Annotated in this window: 19 protein-coding genes; 4 read left to right on the forward strand and 15 right to left on the reverse strand. The window is 37.6% G+C overall.

Translation table 11 applies throughout. From position 1 onward, the window contains the following. Nucleotides 1-219 precede the first annotated feature (219 nt). The 4 genes from ACIP9W_RS19450 to ACIP9W_RS19465 form a co-directional block, all read right to left on the reverse strand. A complete protein-coding gene (locus ACIP9W_RS19450) occupies nucleotides 220-783 on the reverse strand; it encodes a group-specific protein (RefSeq protein ID WP_400792772.1) in 564 nt (187 codons plus the stop codon). After that, nucleotides 783-1,352, reverse strand: coding sequence for a GNAT family N-acetyltransferase (locus tag ACIP9W_RS19455; protein WP_400792773.1), 570 nt, complete (start codon nucleotides 1,350-1,352; stop codon nucleotides 783-785). Before ACIP9W_RS19455 ends, ACIP9W_RS19450 begins: the two co-directional genes overlap by 1 nt. A gap of 4 nt (nucleotides 1,353-1,356) precedes the next feature. Beyond that, on the reverse strand, nucleotides 1,357-1,710 hold the full coding sequence (locus tag ACIP9W_RS19460) for a helix-turn-helix domain-containing protein (protein ID WP_400792774.1): 354 nt from the start codon (nucleotides 1,708-1,710) through the stop codon (nucleotides 1,357-1,359). Between the two features lie 118 nt (nucleotides 1,711-1,828). Continuing rightward, a complete protein-coding gene (locus tag ACIP9W_RS19465) occupies nucleotides 1,829-2,509 on the reverse strand; it encodes a hypothetical protein (RefSeq protein WP_400792776.1) in 681 nt (226 codons plus the stop codon). Between the two features lie 166 nt (nucleotides 2,510-2,675). Here ACIP9W_RS19465 and ACIP9W_RS19470 point away from each other — a divergent pair, with 166 nt between their 5' ends. Next, entirely contained in the window at nucleotides 2,676-3,365 is a 690-nt protein-coding gene (locus ACIP9W_RS19470; protein ID WP_400792777.1) for a class I SAM-dependent methyltransferase, read from the forward strand. Here ACIP9W_RS19470 and ACIP9W_RS19475 read toward each other — a convergent pair. Continuing rightward, on the reverse strand, nucleotides 3,343-4,197 hold the full coding sequence (locus tag ACIP9W_RS19475; RefSeq protein WP_400792778.1) for a DUF2268 domain-containing putative Zn-dependent protease: 855 nt from the start codon (nucleotides 4,195-4,197) through the stop codon (nucleotides 3,343-3,345). The two genes, ACIP9W_RS19470 and ACIP9W_RS19475, sit on opposite strands and share 23 nt — an antisense overlap. 158 nt (nucleotides 4,198-4,355) lie before the next feature. Here ACIP9W_RS19475 and ACIP9W_RS19480 point away from each other — a divergent pair, with 158 nt between their 5' ends. Then, nucleotides 4,356-4,604 carry a hypothetical protein gene (locus tag ACIP9W_RS19480; RefSeq protein ID WP_400792779.1) on the forward strand — a complete coding sequence of 83 codons (249 nt, stop codon included), beginning with the start codon at nucleotides 4,356-4,358 and terminating at the stop codon, nucleotides 4,602-4,604. A gap of 125 nt (nucleotides 4,605-4,729) precedes the next feature. Here ACIP9W_RS19480 and ACIP9W_RS19485 read toward each other — a convergent pair whose 3' ends face one another. The 5 genes from ACIP9W_RS19485 to ACIP9W_RS19505 all read right to left on the reverse strand — a co-directional run bounded on the left by ACIP9W_RS19485 (nucleotide 4,730) and on the right by ACIP9W_RS19505 (nucleotide 9,902). Next, nucleotides 4,730-5,863, reverse strand: coding sequence for a bifunctional cystathionine gamma-lyase/homocysteine desulfhydrase (locus ACIP9W_RS19485; protein WP_400792781.1), 1,134 nt, complete (start codon nucleotides 5,861-5,863; stop codon nucleotides 4,730-4,732). Beyond that, nucleotides 5,864-6,796: a PLP-dependent cysteine synthase family protein gene (locus ACIP9W_RS19490; protein WP_400792783.1), complete on the reverse strand. Its 933-nt coding sequence runs from the start codon at nucleotides 6,794-6,796 to the stop codon at nucleotides 5,864-5,866. After that, entirely contained in the window at nucleotides 6,796-7,266 is a 471-nt protein-coding gene (locus tag ACIP9W_RS19495; RefSeq protein WP_400792785.1) for an S-ribosylhomocysteine lyase, read from the reverse strand. Before ACIP9W_RS19495 ends, ACIP9W_RS19490 begins: the two co-directional genes overlap by 1 nt. Nucleotides 7,267-7,277: 11 nt before the next feature. Further along, the gene (locus tag ACIP9W_RS19500; protein WP_400792786.1) at nucleotides 7,278-7,919 is read right to left on the reverse strand and encodes a class I SAM-dependent DNA methyltransferase; all 642 of its coding nucleotides are present in this window, start codon (nucleotides 7,917-7,919) and stop codon (nucleotides 7,278-7,280) included. A 138-nt stretch (nucleotides 7,920-8,057) separates the two neighbouring features. Beyond that, the gene (locus tag ACIP9W_RS19505) at nucleotides 8,058-9,902 is read right to left on the reverse strand and encodes an SLC13 family permease (protein WP_400792787.1); all 1,845 of its coding nucleotides are present in this window, start codon (nucleotides 9,900-9,902) and stop codon (nucleotides 8,058-8,060) included. 228 nt (nucleotides 9,903-10,130) lie between these two features. Between ACIP9W_RS19505 and ACIP9W_RS19510 the strand changes: the two genes are divergently transcribed. Next, entirely contained in the window at nucleotides 10,131-11,132 is a 1,002-nt protein-coding gene (locus ACIP9W_RS19510) for a S66 family peptidase (RefSeq protein ID WP_400792788.1), read from the forward strand. Nucleotides 11,133-11,374: 242 nt separating this feature from the next. On the opposite strand, the gene ACIP9W_RS19515 is transcribed toward ACIP9W_RS19510, so the two are convergent. Genes ACIP9W_RS19515 through ACIP9W_RS19530 form a run of 4 tightly spaced genes read right to left on the reverse strand, consistent with a single transcriptional unit; the run spans nucleotide 11,375 to nucleotide 14,133 of the window. Then, entirely contained in the window at nucleotides 11,375-12,127 is a 753-nt protein-coding gene (locus tag ACIP9W_RS19515; RefSeq protein ID WP_400792790.1) for a hypothetical protein, read from the reverse strand. A gap of 1 nt (nucleotide 12,128) precedes the next feature. Then, nucleotides 12,129-12,884 (reverse strand): ABC transporter permease, encoded by a 756-nt coding sequence (locus tag ACIP9W_RS19520; protein WP_400792792.1) that lies wholly within the window; start codon nucleotides 12,882-12,884, stop codon nucleotides 12,129-12,131. After that, the gene (locus ACIP9W_RS19525; protein WP_400792793.1) at nucleotides 12,881-13,609 is read right to left on the reverse strand and encodes an ABC transporter ATP-binding protein; all 729 of its coding nucleotides are present in this window, start codon (nucleotides 13,607-13,609) and stop codon (nucleotides 12,881-12,883) included. The genes ACIP9W_RS19520 and ACIP9W_RS19525 overlap by 4 nt, the downstream gene beginning before the upstream one ends. Then, nucleotides 13,606-14,133 carry a GNAT family N-acetyltransferase gene (locus ACIP9W_RS19530; RefSeq protein WP_400792794.1) on the reverse strand — a complete coding sequence of 176 codons (528 nt, stop codon included), beginning with the start codon at nucleotides 14,131-14,133 and terminating at the stop codon, nucleotides 13,606-13,608. Before ACIP9W_RS19530 ends, ACIP9W_RS19525 begins: the two co-directional genes overlap by 4 nt. Nucleotides 14,134-14,270: 137 nt before the next feature. On the opposite strand from ACIP9W_RS19530, the gene ACIP9W_RS19535 reads away from it, so the two are divergent. Beyond that, nucleotides 14,271-15,626, forward strand: coding sequence for an amino acid permease (locus ACIP9W_RS19535; protein WP_400792795.1), 1,356 nt, complete (start codon nucleotides 14,271-14,273; stop codon nucleotides 15,624-15,626). A 61-nt stretch (nucleotides 15,627-15,687) separates the two neighbouring features. Here ACIP9W_RS19535 and ACIP9W_RS19540 read toward each other — a convergent pair whose 3' ends face one another. Further along, nucleotides 15,688-17,664, reverse strand: a complete 1,977-nt coding sequence (locus ACIP9W_RS19540; RefSeq protein ID WP_400792797.1) for a S9 family peptidase — start codon at nucleotides 17,662-17,664, stop codon at nucleotides 15,688-15,690. Nucleotides 17,665-17,913 lie beyond the last annotated feature (249 nt).

Here is a 17,913-nt window from a genome sequence, read left to right on the forward strand (position 1 = left end):
TTATGACGCATGCAGGAAACTTAATGGGATAGTTTCAAAATACATGGTTTTGTCATTCCTATCCTCGGTTATAAAGTTAGGATTTCCGAAGAAATACCTTGTTTTTTCACACATTAGTGCTTATAACAAAACTTGTCGCGCTGCTTCGTTAGTTTGAGTGTAACATTACACAAACTAAATCGCTTCACGTAAAAACAACCCTAGCCATTAACATAGCCTTTAATAATTGCTGATACTCCAATTAATTAATTCTGCATCTTCTACACTAACTTCCCCCAAACTCAAAATATGAGGGATATATACAAACATCCCAAACTTATTTCCATTTTTATGTTCCTGTTCAAAATAGGTTTGGGTATCTCCAGGAATATGTGTTAATTCTTCGAAGCTTTCTATATGAATGAGTTCGATATCCTCGCTGTCTATCTCTCTTGCAGGACCTTTATCGTTTTCTTTTCGATACCAGTACACCGCGTTTTTATTGCTTATAAGATTTTTAGTAGGGATTTTATAGAACAACAAATTGGTCTTTACATTTACGCCGATTGATTTTAAAGCATGATATACATGATGTGGATGAAGCGGCAAAAAGAAAATAACGTCATTCCAAAAACAATCTAGTTTAGGCACTCTGCGTTCCAACAGTTTTACTCGATCTGGATGATCATTATATTTTTTCGCATACTCCTTATAAAGTTTCTCATTTTTTTCTCTTAAACTATTCAACGATAACAGCTTATCACCAATCATTTTGCTGGGAACCATATGGTAAACATAATCCATTATATATTACCTCCTGCCTTGGAAAAATTACTTTTCCATTCGTGATATAAAATACTATATAAAAATGAATCCCTCCATCCATCTTTTAAAAGTAGGTCTTCACGCATTCTACCTTCTTGAACCATCCCTGTTTTTTCGAGCACCTTGGCTGAAGCTATATTCCTAGGGTCACAGGTTGCAAAAATGCGATGAAGATTTAATTGTTCAAAACCAAAATCAACTAAAACCTTTGCTGTCTCTGTAGCTAAACCTTTTCCCCAATAATCTGGATTTACAATATATCCAATCTCGCCAGTCTTGTTTTGGCTATCTCGGATATTAAACTCTCCTGCTCCAACCATGCTTCCTGTTTCCTTTTCAACGATTGAAAAAACAAATCGTGTTCGTTCTACTTTTTTTGCATCGATGAGCACTTGATTTACAAAATTCTTTGATTTTTCTTCACTGTTTGGTCCCCAAGGTTGATATTTGCATACCGCTTCCTTGGAGGCGTATTTATGAACATCCATCCAATCCTTTTCTTCCATCTCACGTAAAAACACATGACTACTTACTAAAACGCTACTCATCTTACTATTCAACTTCCTTCCATATCACTGTGTTGTATCGAATCCATTCGTCGATTTGTTCTTGATTAAAATATTTTTCCTCACCAATTTGAATATAAGGAATATACTCGTACGTATCAAAACTGGAGAGTACTTCTCTACTACTGTCTTGTTTCTGAATAATAGACGTTAACTTTTCTTTATTTATATTCAAGTAAGATGCAGCTTCCTCTAATGTTAGTAATCCTTTAGCTGAACTACCCACAATTTGTACCGGTTTCTTTGCTTCCATTGAAACACTGTTTCCTAGCTGAAAAGCTAAGAAAAAGATAGCAATGCTCAACAAAACAATAGATATGCTTAAAAAATGCTTGCTCAAACTAATTTTCCTCCTCTATATATTTACATGAACATTCTCTAATAACTTCGTAAAATCCTTTATTTCGCTATACATAAAAAGACACCCTGCATTTGTTTTAACGAGGATGTTTACTGTGTCATTCTTTTTTTCTAATATAACTTTCTATTTCATTTGAGATAATGGAAGTGTCCCATGGATACCAAAACCAAACATTGCCATCATTATATAAAGAGAACTTATATGCAAGCGGTTCTTCGCTATAAAGAACTATTTGGAATCTGGTAGGATCGCCATTAGTCGTGTTTGGATTAAAAGAAGCGTTTGTTTTTCCCTCATTAAGAATAGCTATTATTTCTGCTATTTCTTGTTCATTTACAATCGTATGATTGAGTTGAGGTTCATAGTCCCCTCCGTATATTTCGACTTTATTGATTGCTTCCAGATTAATATCTTTGTAATGATAGTTAAGATTATTCTCATCCGTTTTGTATATACGATAGCCATTTATTTCAGACTCATCTGGAATGGCAATTAAGCCCTCTCTATCTTTCACACTGTATATTTCAGTTCCTTTCTCCCAAAATGCTGCATCCCCCTCTTTAATCCGATAACCTGGTTTAGAAACATTACCCGCCACTCTAAACTTAACTTCTCCCATTTTTTCTCCTATGTTTACCGAATCGGAAATCACAGCAGTATAGACTGCATCATATTGCTTCCCATTTATTTTTACAAAGTCAACCCACTCAATAATTGTCTGTGAACCACAAGATACTAATAACATAATACAAAGAAGGAATAAGCCCATTTTTTTCATGTTAATCTCCCCCGTACCGATACATTCTATTATTAGTACGTTCTTTCCAGTAATATAGTTACAAAATTCCGTCTCTTTTACTCATACAGTTCCAATAGGAATGACAAGCATACTATATGTGTACCAGTGAAAGGAGGGAAATCCAATTACTAACGACTATTTAGATTTGTTAGCTTATTTTGGTATAGGAGGTGCACATCCTGGAGGATTTGCCTTAACCAAATCTATATTGGAAGCCGAAAATATCCAACCAACTGATGCTGTACTAGATGTAGGATGTGGAACGGGGCAAACCGCAGCATTACTGGCGGAAAGGTTTCACTGCCAAGTGACAGCGATTGATAACCATCCCATTATGATTGAAAAAGCGGAAGAACGACTGAAAAATAATAATCCCCCTATCCAGTTGATAGAGGGCGACGCTGAAAATTTAAAGTTTGCGGATGATTCTTTTGATGTGGCTATTGCTGAGTCAGTAATCGTCTTTACTAATATATCGAAAACATTAAATGAACTTGCTCGAGTCTTAAAACATACAGGTAGGTTAATAATCATCGAAATGACGGCTGAACAAAAGATACCAGAAGTATTGCAAAATCAAGTACACAGTTTATACGGAATACACGAAATTTTAACGGAGGATCAGTGGATATCCAGATTACAGCAAGCAGGATTTGCTAAAATTGAAATGTTAGATGTGCCTTCCACACTATTACCAAATGAACTTCATGACATTAATCAATCCAATAGCATCCAAACCAAATATTACGATCTATGGGATAAACACCATCAATTTTTACATCAATACAATCATTTCATTGGCTTCCGCGTTTTTAAATGTCATTTATCTTCATAGGAAAATCTGAACCAGTGATTAATTCTTCCGAAGTTTTCTTATATAATAAGTTATTCGGAAAAGGACCATGTTTCTTTTGAAAACTATCTACTATATGAAATCCTATATGATAACCAATCCATTTCGGTAAACGCCTTCCCACTTTGCCGAATAAAAAATCCTGATGATTTTTAACTCCTGTCACATGTAAAGAAGGTATAAAAGACTTTTTCCATATAGCAACAGCTTCTTCATGTGAATAAAGATTTATCCATGGTGCTAGCCACTCTTCACCATACAGATCCTTTACCGCATATTCTCCAAGCCCTTCAATGATAAGTGACTCCATTAATGAAATCTTATCGGGAGCTAGATTCAAATAATCTAATCGGCACACATGATTGTACTCGTGTGCAAAGAGAGCCTTTATCTCTTCCTTGGGTAGATCAGGAGATAAAAACAAAAATAATGCCCCTCTATAAGCTACCCCATTTTTTTTAGGTATTTTCTTACTTGGTTTGGCAATTGCATTTTTTACCGGGAAAATGTAAATAGATACTTTTGGACCATCCCACCGTTTTCTTAATAATTTATATTCCTGTTTTACGGTTTGCCATACATTTTCCGCTTCCATTTGTTCAACAGTCTCTTTGATATTTTTCCATTCTGCCGGCTGAAATAAACCATTTCTTAATAGTTCATACTGTATAAGGTCAGGGTTTATAGTGGGAAATAGTTTTTTTAGAGGGGCTCCTATTATTTCCGCATGTATAGTAGCTGCCCCTCTTCCTGATTTTTCTTCACATAATTCCACAAATTTATAAAGAAGGTTTTGTGTTTGAATTACGGGCATGCATCTCTTCCTTTTTGTTTTTTCTTATCCTAAGTTTGCCTTTCATATTATTAGAGAGTTCCTATTTTCAATAGACGATTGTCTTTCGTGTCATACCATTAACCGCATATGTTAGTAGGACATACATGTATGTAATTTGTCTTGAGAGGAGGACGAATATGAATCGATCTGATTTATACAATCAATGTTGTAATTATCATGGGCAAAGAGTGAGAATAACATGTCGCGATGGTAGTGTTCACGTGGGGGAAGTTACGAGAGTCAGCAGAAATACAGTTTGGATTCGACCCGACGCAGAATTTGGTGGATATGGCCTAGGATGGTTTGGTGAAGGATTTGGTGCTGGCTTTGGTATTGCGCTCGGTGCTATTACTGGAATCGTTTTAGCTTCCGCATTTTTTTGGTAAAACATATCCTATCCTATTCAAATACATTTCATAATGCTTATCTGTAAGGAAAAAGAAAGGGAATAGGTGATCATTGATTACCCATTCCCTTTTTCATTATTTGTTATAATACTACAGAATACAATTTAGACTAACCCCTGCTCCAGATCCTCCACCAAATCTTCCACGTCTTCAATCCCAACGGAAATTCGTACAAGTCCATCTGTGATTCCTAGTTCTAGTCTGCGTTCAAGTGGGATCGAAGCATGGGTCATTCTTGATGGAACAGAGATCAAACTTTCCACTGCCCCTAAACTTTCTGCTAATGTAAAGTATCGAAGCTTAGCAAGTAATGCATCCGCTTTTTCTCCACTACCAACATCAAAGGAAATCATTCCACCAAAGCCGGTCGTTTGTTTTTTCATCAGCTCGTGACCTGGATGCTGCTCTAAACCTGGATAATATACTTTTTCAACAGCTTTATGTTCCTGTAAGAACTCAGCAATTCGCTGTGCATTGGACTGATGCTCTTCCATACGAAGCCCTAATGTTTTAATGCCACGCATTAATAACCAAGAATCTTGAGGTCCAAGAACTGCTCCAACTGAGTTTTGTACAAAATGTAAATCAGTCGCAAGCTTTTCTGAATTTACAACAGCTAAACCAGCTACTACATCACTATGTCCACCGAGATACTTCGTTGCGCTATGCAAGACAATGTCCGCTCCAAGTGCTATTGGTTGTTGAAAATAAGGGGTCATAAACGTATTATCCACGATGGTAAGTAGACTTTTTTCTTTTGCAAGCTTAGCCACAGCTTCCATATCGGTAACTTTTAATAAAGGGTTGGTCGGAGTTTCTAAAAAAATTGCTTTTGTATTTTCTAGAATAGCTGCTTCTACGTTGGCTAAATCACTTGTATTTACAAAAGTAGCCTCTATTCCGAAACGCTTTAATACTTTCGACATGACACGAAATGTCCCGCCGTATACATCATCTGTCAAAATGACATGATCGCCTTTTTGAAAAAGCATCATGACGGAACTTGTTGCAGCCATCCCGGAAGCAAACGCAAATCCGGCAACCCCGCCCTCTAACTCGCTTATTAATACTTCCAATGCATGACGAGTAGGATTTCCAGTTCGGGAATATTCATAGCCTTTGAACTTTCCGACAGCTTCTTGTTTGTACGTACTCACTTGATAAATTGGTGTAGATACAGCGCCTGTTGCTTCATCGCCAACAATACCTGCATGAATCAGTTTTGTTTTCGCACGCATTTACTTTTCCTCCTTAAACACCTGATAAACATTTTGACTTAAATAACGCTCACTTGAGTCCGGGAAAATAGTAACAATGTGGCTTCCTTCTTTTGCAATTTCAGCTTCTTTTAAGGCAGCAAAAAAAGCTGCTCCAGATGAACTCCCAACAAGCAATCCTTCTTTTTGGGATAGTGCTCGAAGTTGTGCAAATGCATCTTCATCGCGTACAGTATGAATCGCATCAAAATAAGATGGATCCATAAATGTAGGGAGAAACTCCATTCCAATGCCTTCTGTCACGTGTGAACCCGCTGTCCCACCATTTAAAATAGATCCAACCGGTTCTACTATGACTGTTTTTATATTCGCATTGCGCTCTTTCAAAAACGTAGAGGTACCCATAAAGGTCCCCCCTGAACCAGCACCAGCAACAAACACATCAATCTGCCCATCTAAATCTCTCCAAATTTCCGGTCCTATTGTTTTTTCATAAGTAGCTGGATTAGCCGGATTGGAAAATTGGGAAGGTGAAAATGCATTTGGGATAGTGCCAACTAGTTCTCGTGCTTTATCGATTGCCCCTTGCATCCCAAGAGACGTCTCTGTATTGACTATTTCTGCTCCTAACGCACGCATCAATGTTTGTTTTTCCATACTAAACTTTTGAGGAACGACAAAGATTACTTTGTACCCTTTTCCTATGGCGGCAAGTGCAATACCTATGCCAGTATTTCCAGCAGTAGGTTCAATAATTGTTCCACCAAGCACTAGCTTTCCAGATTTTTCAGCATCCTGTATCAAAGATAGGCCGAGCCGGTCCTTCACACTGCCACCTGGATTTAAATATTCCAGCTTTGCAAAGATTCTACAATTATTTGGAATAGTAATATGCGTAATTTCCACGATAGGCGTTCTTCCTATTAATTCCTGGACACTACGAAAATAGTTCATTATGCTTCCTCTTCATAGATTTGGCGCCACTCATCTTTTTTAGCGAGCATTTCCGTCGCAATTTCTTTTGCACCTTCTAGGCTGTGACTCGCCGCCCATCCACATTGCACTTCATTACAAGCAGGTACTTCTGTTGCTTGTAGTACATCCTGTAATGTTTTTTCGAGAATCTCTAAAATTTCCTCATAGTTTTCATGATTAATAACAGATAAATAAAAACCAGTTTGGCATCCCATCGGACTAAGGTCTACTACTTGGTTCGTATGATTTCGAATATTCTCTGCCATCAAATGCTCTAAAGAATGCAAAGCGGGCATTTTCATATGCTCTTTATTTGGCTGCTTAAAACGAATATCGTATTTATAAATTTCATCCCCGCGGATTCCTTCTTTTGTACCTGCTAAACGGACAAATGGTGCTACTACCTTTGTGTGATCTAAGTTAAAACTTTCTACATTCATTTTTTGCATAATTATCGCTCCTAAAATTTATTAGCATCCATTAACCAAACAAAATCATTCATTTGCGTGAATTGCACTTGAAAGCCTGCCTCGTTAAACAATTTTGTTAAGATTGGGATCGTCGTATAATATTCTCTTTCAAGATCGTCTGCTACATGATGAAATCCGCGTGCTCTTTCTTTTGCAATTTGCGCTTGTTTTGCATCCTCTGATATAAAAGCAGTATCTGCAAACACCACTTTCCCGTTTGTCGGTAAAAGTACTGCATATTTTTTTAATGCTTCCCCTTTTTCATTATCAGTTAAATGGTGAAATACATATGTGCTAACAAATGCATCGATACTTTCTGTTTCTGCTTCAAATTGCAACAAGTCACCATCCAATACTTTCATAAAAGGAAAACGCATAGCTGTCGCTTGACGCATCTTAGTATTAGGTTCTATACCGATAACCGAAATACCTGCTTCTATTAACTTTGCTGTTAAATTTCCGGTTCCTGTTCCAAATTCAACGATAGTACCCGAAACCCGTTTGGTAACTGCTTCTAATATGCTATCATAACCCTCAAACACATCACGGTATTCAGGATCTTCTCCAGAAACCGAAGCCTCGTATGACTCTGCTGCCCACTCATCAAAAATATCAACAAACTCCCTACCCATTTGTTAACCCCTTTTTAAATTAGATTATTCCTAGTTATTTACTTTGAATTGGGCGTGATATAAATAGTTATATCATAATTAACCAAATTGTCAAACAAAAAAGAGTCTCTCTACAATTAGAGAAACCCTCTTCTATAATTACAATGGGAAAAACAGCGGAATAACAATCATCATAACGATAAACATGACCGCTTGAAGTGGAATTCCTGCTTTCACAAAGTCAAAAAACTTGTATCCACCAGCTGTCATCACTAATGCATTTGTTGGGGACGCAACTGGTGTGGCAAAAGCCATGCTAGACGAAACAGCGATCGCTATTAAAAACGTATACGGATTTGCTCCCATACTAATTGCTGCACTCATGGCAATCGGTGCAAACAAAACAGCCGTAGCTGTATTACTTATAAACTGTCCAAACACCATCGTTATAAAATAAATGCCGATAAGTACGCCCATTGCCCCAAAACCACCAAGCAGATCGATAATCCCTTCTGAAAGAATAACCATTCCGCCCGTTTTCTCAAGAGCAGTAGCCATTGGGAGCATTGCCGCTATTAATACAATACTTTCCCAATTCATCTTTCCATACGCATCTTCCATATTACGTAAGCACCCAGTAACAATCATTAAAACTGCCCCAATTAAAACAGAAATGACAGCTGGGAAAACTTCTGAAATCATTAGAACAATCATGAATAACATAATAGCACCTGCAATTGGGGCTTTCCCGCTTGCTGCAGCAATACTTGCGTGTTCTTTCGGCTGTCCTACTACAACGACATCTTGCATCGCTTTAGATAGCAATTCTATTTCATCCCATGCTCCTTGTACTAACAGCGCATCTCCAAAACGTAGCCGTACATCTGCCATCTCACTAAGTACATAATCTCCTTTGCGATTCACACCTAGTATATTCAAATTATACTTTTCCCGAAAGCCGATGCTACCAACCGTTTCATTGATCAAGCTAGAATGGGGAGTTAAAAGCACTTCGGCGATCCCTAGCTGTTTCGAAACAAGCACGTCTGCTTCCGAATCTTCTGCATCTATATCTAATAGAAAATCACTCGCTAGCTGTTCCATGCTGCTAAAGGCACCTTGGACAAATAAAGTATCCTTCGCATGAATGATACTAGTCGGTCCAGCCATTTCTTGATATGTGATCGGTAACAGATTCATACCTTCTATCGATTTCCGGTCTATTTTTAAAATGGCTAAATGATACTTAGCCGGCAACTTTAATTCCGCCAATTGCTTTCCAATCATCGGTGAATGCTCCGGAACTATAAGCTTATGTAAGTTTCCGCCAAGCTCATAGTCGATTGCCAATTGTTTCGGCGAGAGCTTATGTCCATCCTTTAATGCATTTTTATTTTTTGCATTTGGTAAGACAACATTTCGAGCAACAACAAAATAAAGAATACCAACAATAATAGCAATTACTCCTACAGGTGTAATCTCAAAAAATCCAAGCTTTTTGTAGCCATTATCTACAAGTACTTGGCTAACGATTAAGTTAGCTGGCGTTGCAATTAATGTCAAAAGTCCCGACAAACTACTGATATACGAAAGCGGTATTAAATACTTGGATGGACTGCTATTAATGCTGATTGCAATACTAATAACAATCGGAAGCATTAGTGCAACCGTCCCTGTGTTACTCATAAATGCCCCAACCGTCCCGGTAATAATAAGCAATAAAACAAACAAGCGTTTTTCGCTTTTCCCCGACCACTTAAGTAGTAAATTCCCTGCGGTCTGTGCAAGACCCGTCCGCACGATGCCTGCCCCTACAACAAACAGTCCTGCAATCATTATAACAACAGAATTGGAAAACCCAGCAAGCGCCTCTGCGGGTTCTAATATTCCAGTAATAACAAATGCCAATAAAGCCAAAACAGCAACCAAATCGGCTCGGACTCGATTACTTATAAATAACACGATACTAATCGCTAAAATGCTAAACGTAATAATAAGCTGCATACTAACCTGCGCCCTTTCCGTCAGATATTACTTCTATTATATAAGAAACGAAAAGCAAGTACTCCATCCCAGCTATCCCATTAGTTAAATATTTCACAAAGTGCCACATATTCTTCACTAATATTTCCTTTTACATTAAAAATATTTACCTCGAAAAAAATGGATTTGCAATTACTTAGAGAAAAAAGGATGATTAATATAGAAATACTTAAAAGGAGGAACCAAAATATGACTTTGTTAAATCGTTTAAAAAAGGGAGATAAAATCGGGATTTACTCCCCTTCGTCCCCAATCACTCATTCTTCACCAATACGATTTCAAAGAGCCAAATCATTTTTACAATCGCAAGACTTCGAAATTGTGGAAGGTAATCTTACCGGTAAGCATGACTATTATCGAGCTGGAACTATACAAGAACGTGCCAATGAGTTAAACGAACTCATAAGAAATCCAGACATTCGTTGCATTATGTCGACGATTGGCGGAACAAATTCTAATGCGCTTTTACCTTATATTGACTATGAAGCTTTTAAAAAACATCCTAAAATTATGATTGGTTATTCGGATGCTACCGCTATTTTGTTAGGAATATACGCCCAAACAGGAATACCGACGTTCTATGGTCCTGCTTTAGTTCCTTCATTTGGCGAATTCGAGCCCTTTGTTGATTATACATATGAGTATTTCAAGGAACTATTAATAGAAGAACAACAAGTGCCTTTTACGGTTCCTACTCCTCCTTACTGGACAGACGAGCCAATTAATTGGGAGCTCAAAACAGAAAACAAGCAACTGAGACCAAATAATCTAATTTCTGTTAATGGAGGGACTGCTCAAGGTAGATTAATTGGTGGCAATCTAAATGCGATGTATGGTATTTGGGGAAGTCCTTATATGCCTACCATACAAGAAGGGGATCTTCTATTAATCGAAGATACGATGAAAACCGCCTCCATTGTAGAAAAGAATTTTAACCTTTTAAAATTGAACGGGGTATTCGATCGGGTTTCCGGAATTATTTTAGGTAAACATGAACTTTTCGATGATCAAGGTACTGGACGAAAACCGCATGATATTTTACTAGAAACAATTGGAAAAACATCAATTCCGATACTTGCAGAATTCGATTGTTGCCATACACATCCAATGCTAACAATGCCTATAGGCCGAACTGTCAAGATGGATACAACGAATAAAGAAGTAATGATTATGGAACAGTGGATAAAGTGAATAAAAGATAAGTAGTTTCATATTACCAAAAACATGATCCTTTTTTCAAAAAATGATTATGTTTTTTTACTAATTTTCCCTTTTACAACTAACACTCCGATTTTTACAACTAAATCCGCTGAAATTACAACTAAACCATTAAATTTTCCAACTAAACTTCCCTTTTTTCCAACTAAACTTATTTATCATAAAAAATGCAGAGAGGAATACTATCCTTCCTGCATTTTTATATTCAAATTAGATCAATTTCTCACATATTTCATTAAAATAGGATCTAAATAGTCTTCTTTTAAGGATTGATCGTTTTCAATAAAGTCTAATACATGCGCATCCTCTAATAATACGAACACAAACTCTTCAAATTCAGGGTGCTCACCCTTTGCTATTAAACGTCGATTATGTTTGTCGAACATTACTCGTAACTCATTCGAAGTGTAGTCTACTTGTAGCTCAAACATTACGGCCCAAAAATCATAGGTTCCTTTACTTTTCAAAAACCTAGGGGCAAATGATTTCACATAAGAAGATTCAATATGTAAACCCATTTCCTCCTCTAATTCTTTGCCAATACTTTTCTTCAAATCAAATACAGAACCATTTAAATCGGTCTCGTCTAATCCCCCACCAGTAAATTGCAGTCTTCCAGGTGTCGAAGTATGTTTGTTCATCCGACCGAAAGCAATATAATTGTCAGTCGTAATAACGGCTACACAAGTGAATATGACTTTACAAGGAAATGGGCAATCTTTGTGATGGATTGTATATAAATAGTGTTTATAATCTGTTTTCGCAACCGTCACTTGCAGTTCTTTTGCCGTATTTTTAATTTTAGTGATTGTGAATACTTCCCCATTGCGGAAATGTGGATTAGCTATTATTTGTTCTCCCCAAAACTTATCATGCTGTTCCTTTATGCTCTCTGGCAAATCGACTGCTACCGAATCGTACTTAACCGTAACTTTAGCAGGTGTTTCCTCAATTAATATTGGTTCCATTTTATTCACTCCACTTCTTCAGCTGCAAATCCTTTGTGAATAAGTTTTTATAACAAAGCACACTTAGCATCATGCTCGTAATTGCGGAAGAACTAGTAAACACAAAAATGATTAGTATTTGATAGCGAACGGCTTCTACTGGATCTGCTCCGGCTATAATCATTCCGGTCATCATACCAGGTAATTGAACTAGTCCCACTGTTTTCATCGCATCGATGGTCGGAATCATACTAAACTTCACAGATCGTTTCAGCACATCCTGAACTGCCTGCCGACTCGTTGCACCTAGCGCTAACAATGTCTCGATTTCTCCTTTAGAACTTTCTGTTTCTCGTTTTAATTGCGTTAAAAACAGTCCACAGGCAACCATAGCATTCCCTATCGTCATCCCACTAAGCGGAATAATGTATTGAGGGGTTGCTTCAATAATTTGCAAGCTCAGTAAAAGCCCCATCATCAATATTTCCATCGTTGCAATCGAAAGAATAATTCTCCATACAACTCCGCTCATACCTTTTGCCCGCTTTGCTGCATTAAGAGCGGCAACGACAATCATGATACAAATAATTAATACAATAAATAGCAGATTCTTCGATTGAAATACAAATTGCAACACATATCCAACAGCGAGTAGCTGAATCGCCGCTCGCACCGTACCAATCGCAATATCCTTTTCCAGGTCAAGCTTTTGCCATACAGACAAAAGCATTGTAATAACGACAAATAATAATGTAAAACTTAATGCTAATAAACTCATAATATCACCGAGTTGGAAAACGAGTGTTGATGTTCAAAAAATGATTTCGTCTTGCAATCAACTGCTAGAATTCCATTTTCCATATACCAAATTCGTTCGCTTACCTTTTTTGCTTGTTCCAAATCATGCGTTACCCAAATAAAAGCAGTTTTTTCAACCTCGCTCCATTTGATCAATAAATTTTCTACATAAGCTTTACTTTGCTGATCAAGAGATGCTGTCACTTCATCAAGCAATAAAATAGAAGGAGCAAGTAGTAAAGAACGTACTAAAGCGATTCGCTGCTTCTCTCCCCCTGATAACTCGGTGGCTTTTTTTGCCCAATCAATCGATTCGAGTCCAACATCTTTCATTAGCTTTTGTGCATGCTTGTCGTTAAATGTTTCATTATGTAATTTACTAACTGTCTTTAAATTTTCTTCAATTGTACCAGGAAGCATAACTGCTTGTTGCGCTACATAAGTTATCTTCGTACGCCAGACTCGTGTATCCATATCTCTGGCCTGAACCCCATTAAAACGGATTTCGCCACTATCGGCATAATCCAATAGTGCGAGCATGCGTAAAAGCGTACTTTTCCCTTGTCCAGATTTACCTAGTAAAGCTATACGCTCCGAACTATCTATAGTAGCGGTTAAATCGGAAAATAAATAAGTACGTTCCGTTTGTGTTTCTGTTTGCCAATAATTTTTCGTTAAGCCTTTCATTTCAAATAAAGCTGTCATACATGCCCTTCCCATTCTTCCCGGAGTAAACCCATTCGAATAGAATCATAGTAAACCCCATCATAATAACGACATTTGCGAAGGCGGGCTTCCATCGTCATACCTAACTTTTCACCGACTTTAATCATGCGTTCATTACCAGACCAAGTTGTATAGCCTACACGCACAAGTGGTAATTCTTTAAACAAATGGGTAATCCACATACGCAGGGCTTTCGTTCCAATACCACCACTCCAATACTGTGGTTCATAAATAACAATACCCATTTCTAACCAAAGTGATTCTTCATGCTCCCAGTAATAGCAAAGCGAGCCTACTAGTTCATCTTCTACATAAATGCCCCACATATCATCTTGCTGAATGAGTTGATCCTTTTTCTCTAGAAATTGCTCTAACGTTTTCGGTTCATAAGGAAAATATGGGGCATCCCATTTTTTCCATTCAGGTGATATTTCTTTTGCACTTAACTCCCAAAGCCGAATAATCTCTTTTTCTACAATGGGTCTTATTGTAATAGCTTGCATTTTCATGACCCCCGTCCTACATGCATATACATAATATTATCACAATTTCGTTCATATGAACCGTATCACAAACATACTTTCTTATGTTAAAGTGTTATACAACAAAAGTATTTTTTTAAAAAAGGAGTGACACAACTTTGGGTGGGAATCAGCAACTACAACGAGGACTTGAACAACGGCATATCACCCTCATGTCATTAGGCGCGGCAATTGGAGTCGGATTATTTTTAGGCTCTGCAACGGCTATTCGATTAGCTGGACCGGCAATACTTGTTTCATACATAATTGGTGGTTTATTTATCTTTATCATTATGCGTGCCCTTGGAGAAATGGCCGTATATAATCCTGTATCTGGATCATTTAGTAGATATGCAAAAGACTATTTAGGACCGCTTGCAGGTTATATCACAGGTTGGAATTACTGGTTTTTATGGGTTGTTACCTGTATGGCCGAAATTACAGCAGTTGGAGTATATATGCAAATGTGGTATCCCGACTCTCCAAGTTGGATATGGGCATTAGCTGCACTTATTATTATGACATTAGTAAACTTAATCGCTGTGAAAGCTTATGGCGAATTTGAATTTTGGTTTGCCCTTATAAAAATTATCGCAATTTTAGCAATGATTTTCGTTGGGCTTGGTGTCATTATCTTTGGATTAGGTAATGGTGGTATAGGTGTAGGCATTAGCAACTTATGGTCTAATGGCGGGTTCGCACCTAATGGTATTACAGGAATTTTAATGTCATTGCAAATGGTCATGTTCGCTTATTTAGGTGTAGAGATGATCGGAGTTACGGCAGGAGAAGCTAAAAATCCGAAAACGGTGATTCCGCGTGCAATCGATACAGTTTTTTGGCGTATTCTTATTTTTTATGTTGGGGCTCTTTTCGTTATTATGTCTATCTATCCTTGGAACGAAATTGGTGAAAATGGAAGTCCATTCGTTTTAATGTTCGAAGCAATCGGTATAGGACCAGCTGCAGGAATTATCAATTTTGTTGTTTTAACAGCAGCACTTTCTAGCTGTAATAGTGGAATTTTCAGTACGGGACGGATGTTATTTAACTTGGCGGAACAAAGCCAGGCATCTCCTTCTTTCAAAAGGATAAATGGAGCTGGAGTACCGGCTAGGGCGGTATTATTTTCTGCTTTATTACTATTATTCGGTGTTCTATTGAATTATCTGGTGCCTGAAAAAGTATTTATATGGGTAACGAGCATCTCAACTTTCGGAGCAGTTTGGACTTGGGGAATTATTCTATTGTCCCAATTAAAATTCCGCAAGACGCTTTCTAAAGGAGAAGTTTCCAAACTAACATATAAGGCATTATTTTATCCACTTGGCTCGTATTTAGCTTTAGCATTCTTATTACTTGTGCTTGGGCTTATGGCATATTTTCCAGAAACACGGATTGCTTTAATCGTTGGTCCTATCTGGATTTTCTTGCTCATTTTTGTATATTATAATAAAGGATTTCATAAAAGATAATTTGATCGATTGAATCGTCAAAAGCCCCTTCATCTCTTACTGATGAAGGGGCTTTGTATAATTACAAGTATCTTTCAAACCAACTAGTAATTTGTTCTAATCGAGTTTGACGTAGATTAGGCAAACCAACTCGAGATAAATTATGATCCGCTTGCGGGAAACGTACAAAACTTGTTTCTTTCCCCATCGCTTTCAACGTAATATACAATTGTTGTCCTTGCTCAATCGGACACCTGTAATCATTTTCACTATGCAAAATCAGCAACGGTGTTTCTACATTCGATGCGTATTTCAACGGAGATGCATTCCAAAGTTTCTCTATATCCATCATATCGGTACCAATTTGCCATGGCGTGAAGTAATACCCAATATCAGAAACCCCATAAAAACTAATCCAGTTTGAGATAGATCGTTGCGTAACTGCTGCTTTAAATCGATTTGTATGACCAACAATCCAGTTCGTCATAAAACCTCCATAACTACCGCCAGTTACACCAAGTCTCGTTTCATCAATCCAGTCGTTATCTGCGAGCACATAATCGAGGCCTGCCATAATGTCCTCGTAATCTCCTCCACCGTAGTCACCGCGTACTGCGTCGACAAATTGTTGACTATAGGAATGACTACCCCGCGGGTTTACATATAACACTCCATATCCTTTTGCTGCAAGCAATTGTAATTCATGAAAAAATGTATTTGCGTACATAGTATGCGGTCCACCATGAATTTCTACGATAAGTGGATACTTTTTACCCTTTTCATAACCTATTGGTTTCATTAGCCAGCCGTGAACTTCCCAATCTTTAGCACCTTTAAATACAATTGCCTCCGGTTCAGAAAGCTCTATCTCTTTTAATAATTCTTCGTTAAAGTGCGTTAGTTGAACTCTTTCACCAGTCGCTAAATTTTGCTTAAATAATTCCCCGGGAAATATTGCGTTACTTATTGTCGCAAGAGAGAATGTGCCTGTCGCATCTATATCATAGCTATACACATGCTCATTTTCCGCTGTCGCAGGATAAACTGCACCATCTAACGATGCAAAATAAAGTCGAACGTCTCCCGTAGTAGACAATTGAAAATATAAATGATTGCCATCTGTCCACACAACATCTGGTGTACTTACACCTTGTTGAACATCCCCACCAGCATAATCTCCCACCGGTGCATCAATTCCTTCTGTTAATATTTGAAGAAATCCTGTGCTTAATTCGTACACATACACTTCTGCATGAGTAGCGTTTTCATATTGTCGATTACTGCCTGTGAAAGCAATGTACTTGTCATCTTTTGAGAAGGCTGCTCCTCCATAATAGCCTTCGTCAGTCGTTAGTGTTGCTTCTTCTTTAGTCTCAATATCTACTAATAATAACGGTTGGCGGAATGTAAAGTCTTGATTTTCTTCCCGGTTAACACCCATTACTAATTTCTTTCCATCATGGGATATAGCTTGTAAATTATAATTGTAGTTTCCTTTTGTAAACTGAGTTATCTCCTGTGTGGCGATATCTATGTATCCAATTTGTTTATATGTCTCTTTGGGTAAAAGGCCAACACCATCTGCATGATACTTCATTTTTTCTACAATATATGCTTCCGGCAATTTTGTTTCTTCTTTTTCCGACTCATCTGTCCATGCTTTTCCTTCTTTTAATGAGGCAGCAAACCATATTTTATGACCGCATGGCGACCAAAGAAAACTAGAAATTCCTTTTTCTACTTCTGTTAACTTCTTTGCTTCCCCACCATTTGCAGAGAGAATATAAACTTGATTGTTCTCTTCACGGTTCGATAGGAATGCAATGTATTTTCCGTCCGCCGACCATTGAGGTGCAGATACACTTTCTTTCTTATGCGTCCATTGTGTTACCTCTGATGTTTCAACGTTCAAATGATATAGATACGCATAATATGTATTATCTTTTTCGTTCATTTCCGTGCGAATAAAGACTGCTTCTTTCCCAGTTGGTGCGATAACTGGGTTTGTAACTGAATGCAAGTTAAATAAATCTTTTGCCTCTAATTTTCTTTTCGTCATTTGTCCATTCCTACCTTTCAAAATGATTCTTTCATATATTTCGACACTCGAAACCTTTTTCCTTCTTTATCGTATAAATTGAAAAGATTAATGGTAAATGATTGAACACGACAAAATAAAAAGGCATCTTTAGAAAGGATAGTTCGCAGAGTATAGGGAAACTGCGCGGTAAAGCTTTATTAGGTATCCGCCGTGATTTTCGCTACATTCGGACGCTTTCCGTGGGGTGAGCGATGAGCCATCATCCGG

Source organism: Psychrobacillus sp. NPDC093180 (assembly GCF_044754065.1).
In the GTDB taxonomy this organism is placed as follows: Bacteria; Bacillota; Bacilli; order Bacillales_A; family Planococcaceae; genus Psychrobacillus.

Bases quoted from the DNA above. Each gene is read 5' to 3' on its own strand.
- ACIP9W_RS19450 (WP_400792772.1), bottom strand. From the start codon at position 783: ATGGATTATGTTTACCATATGGTTCCCAGCAAAATGATTGGTGATAAG.
- ACIP9W_RS19455 (WP_400792773.1), bottom strand. From the start codon at position 1,352: ATGAGTAGCGTTTTAGTAAGTAGTCATGTGTTTTTACGTGAGATGGAA.
- ACIP9W_RS19465 (WP_400792776.1), bottom strand. From the start codon at position 2,509: ATGAAAAAAATGGGCTTATTCCTTCTTTGTATTATGTTATTAGTATCT.
- ACIP9W_RS19475 (WP_400792778.1), bottom strand. From the start codon at position 4,197: ATGCCCGTAATTCAAACACAAAACCTTCTTTATAAATTTGTGGAATTA.
- ACIP9W_RS19480 (WP_400792779.1), top strand. From the start codon at position 4,356: ATGAATCGATCTGATTTATACAATCAATGTTGTAATTATCATGGGCAA.
- ACIP9W_RS19485 (WP_400792781.1), bottom strand. From the start codon at position 5,863: ATGCGTGCGAAAACAAAACTGATTCATGCAGGTATTGTTGGCGATGAA.
- ACIP9W_RS19490 (WP_400792783.1), bottom strand. From the start codon at position 6,796: ATGAACTATTTTCGTAGTGTCCAGGAATTAATAGGAAGAACGCCTATC.
- ACIP9W_RS19495 (WP_400792785.1), bottom strand. From the start codon at position 7,266: ATGCAAAAAATGAATGTAGAAAGTTTTAACTTAGATCACACAAAGGTA.
- ACIP9W_RS19500 (WP_400792786.1), bottom strand. From the start codon at position 7,919: ATGGGTAGGGAGTTTGTTGATATTTTTGATGAGTGGGCAGCAGAGTCA.
- ACIP9W_RS19505 (WP_400792787.1), bottom strand. From the start codon at position 9,902: ATGCAGCTTATTATTACGTTTAGCATTTTAGCGATTAGTATCGTGTTA.
- ACIP9W_RS19510 (WP_400792788.1), top strand. From the start codon at position 10,131: ATGACTTTGTTAAATCGTTTAAAAAAGGGAGATAAAATCGGGATTTAC.
- ACIP9W_RS19515 (WP_400792790.1), bottom strand. From the start codon at position 12,127: ATGGAACCAATATTAATTGAGGAAACACCTGCTAAAGTTACGGTTAAG.
- ACIP9W_RS19520 (WP_400792792.1), bottom strand. From the start codon at position 12,884: ATGAGTTTATTAGCATTAAGTTTTACATTATTATTTGTCGTTATTACA.
- ACIP9W_RS19525 (WP_400792793.1), bottom strand. From the start codon at position 13,609: ATGACAGCTTTATTTGAAATGAAAGGCTTAACGAAAAATTATTGGCAA.
- ACIP9W_RS19530 (WP_400792794.1), bottom strand. From the start codon at position 14,133: ATGCAAGCTATTACAATAAGACCCATTGTAGAAAAAGAGATTATTCGG.
- ACIP9W_RS19540 (WP_400792797.1), bottom strand. From the start codon at position 17,664: ATGACGAAAAGAAAATTAGAGGCAAAAGATTTATTTAACTTGCATTCA.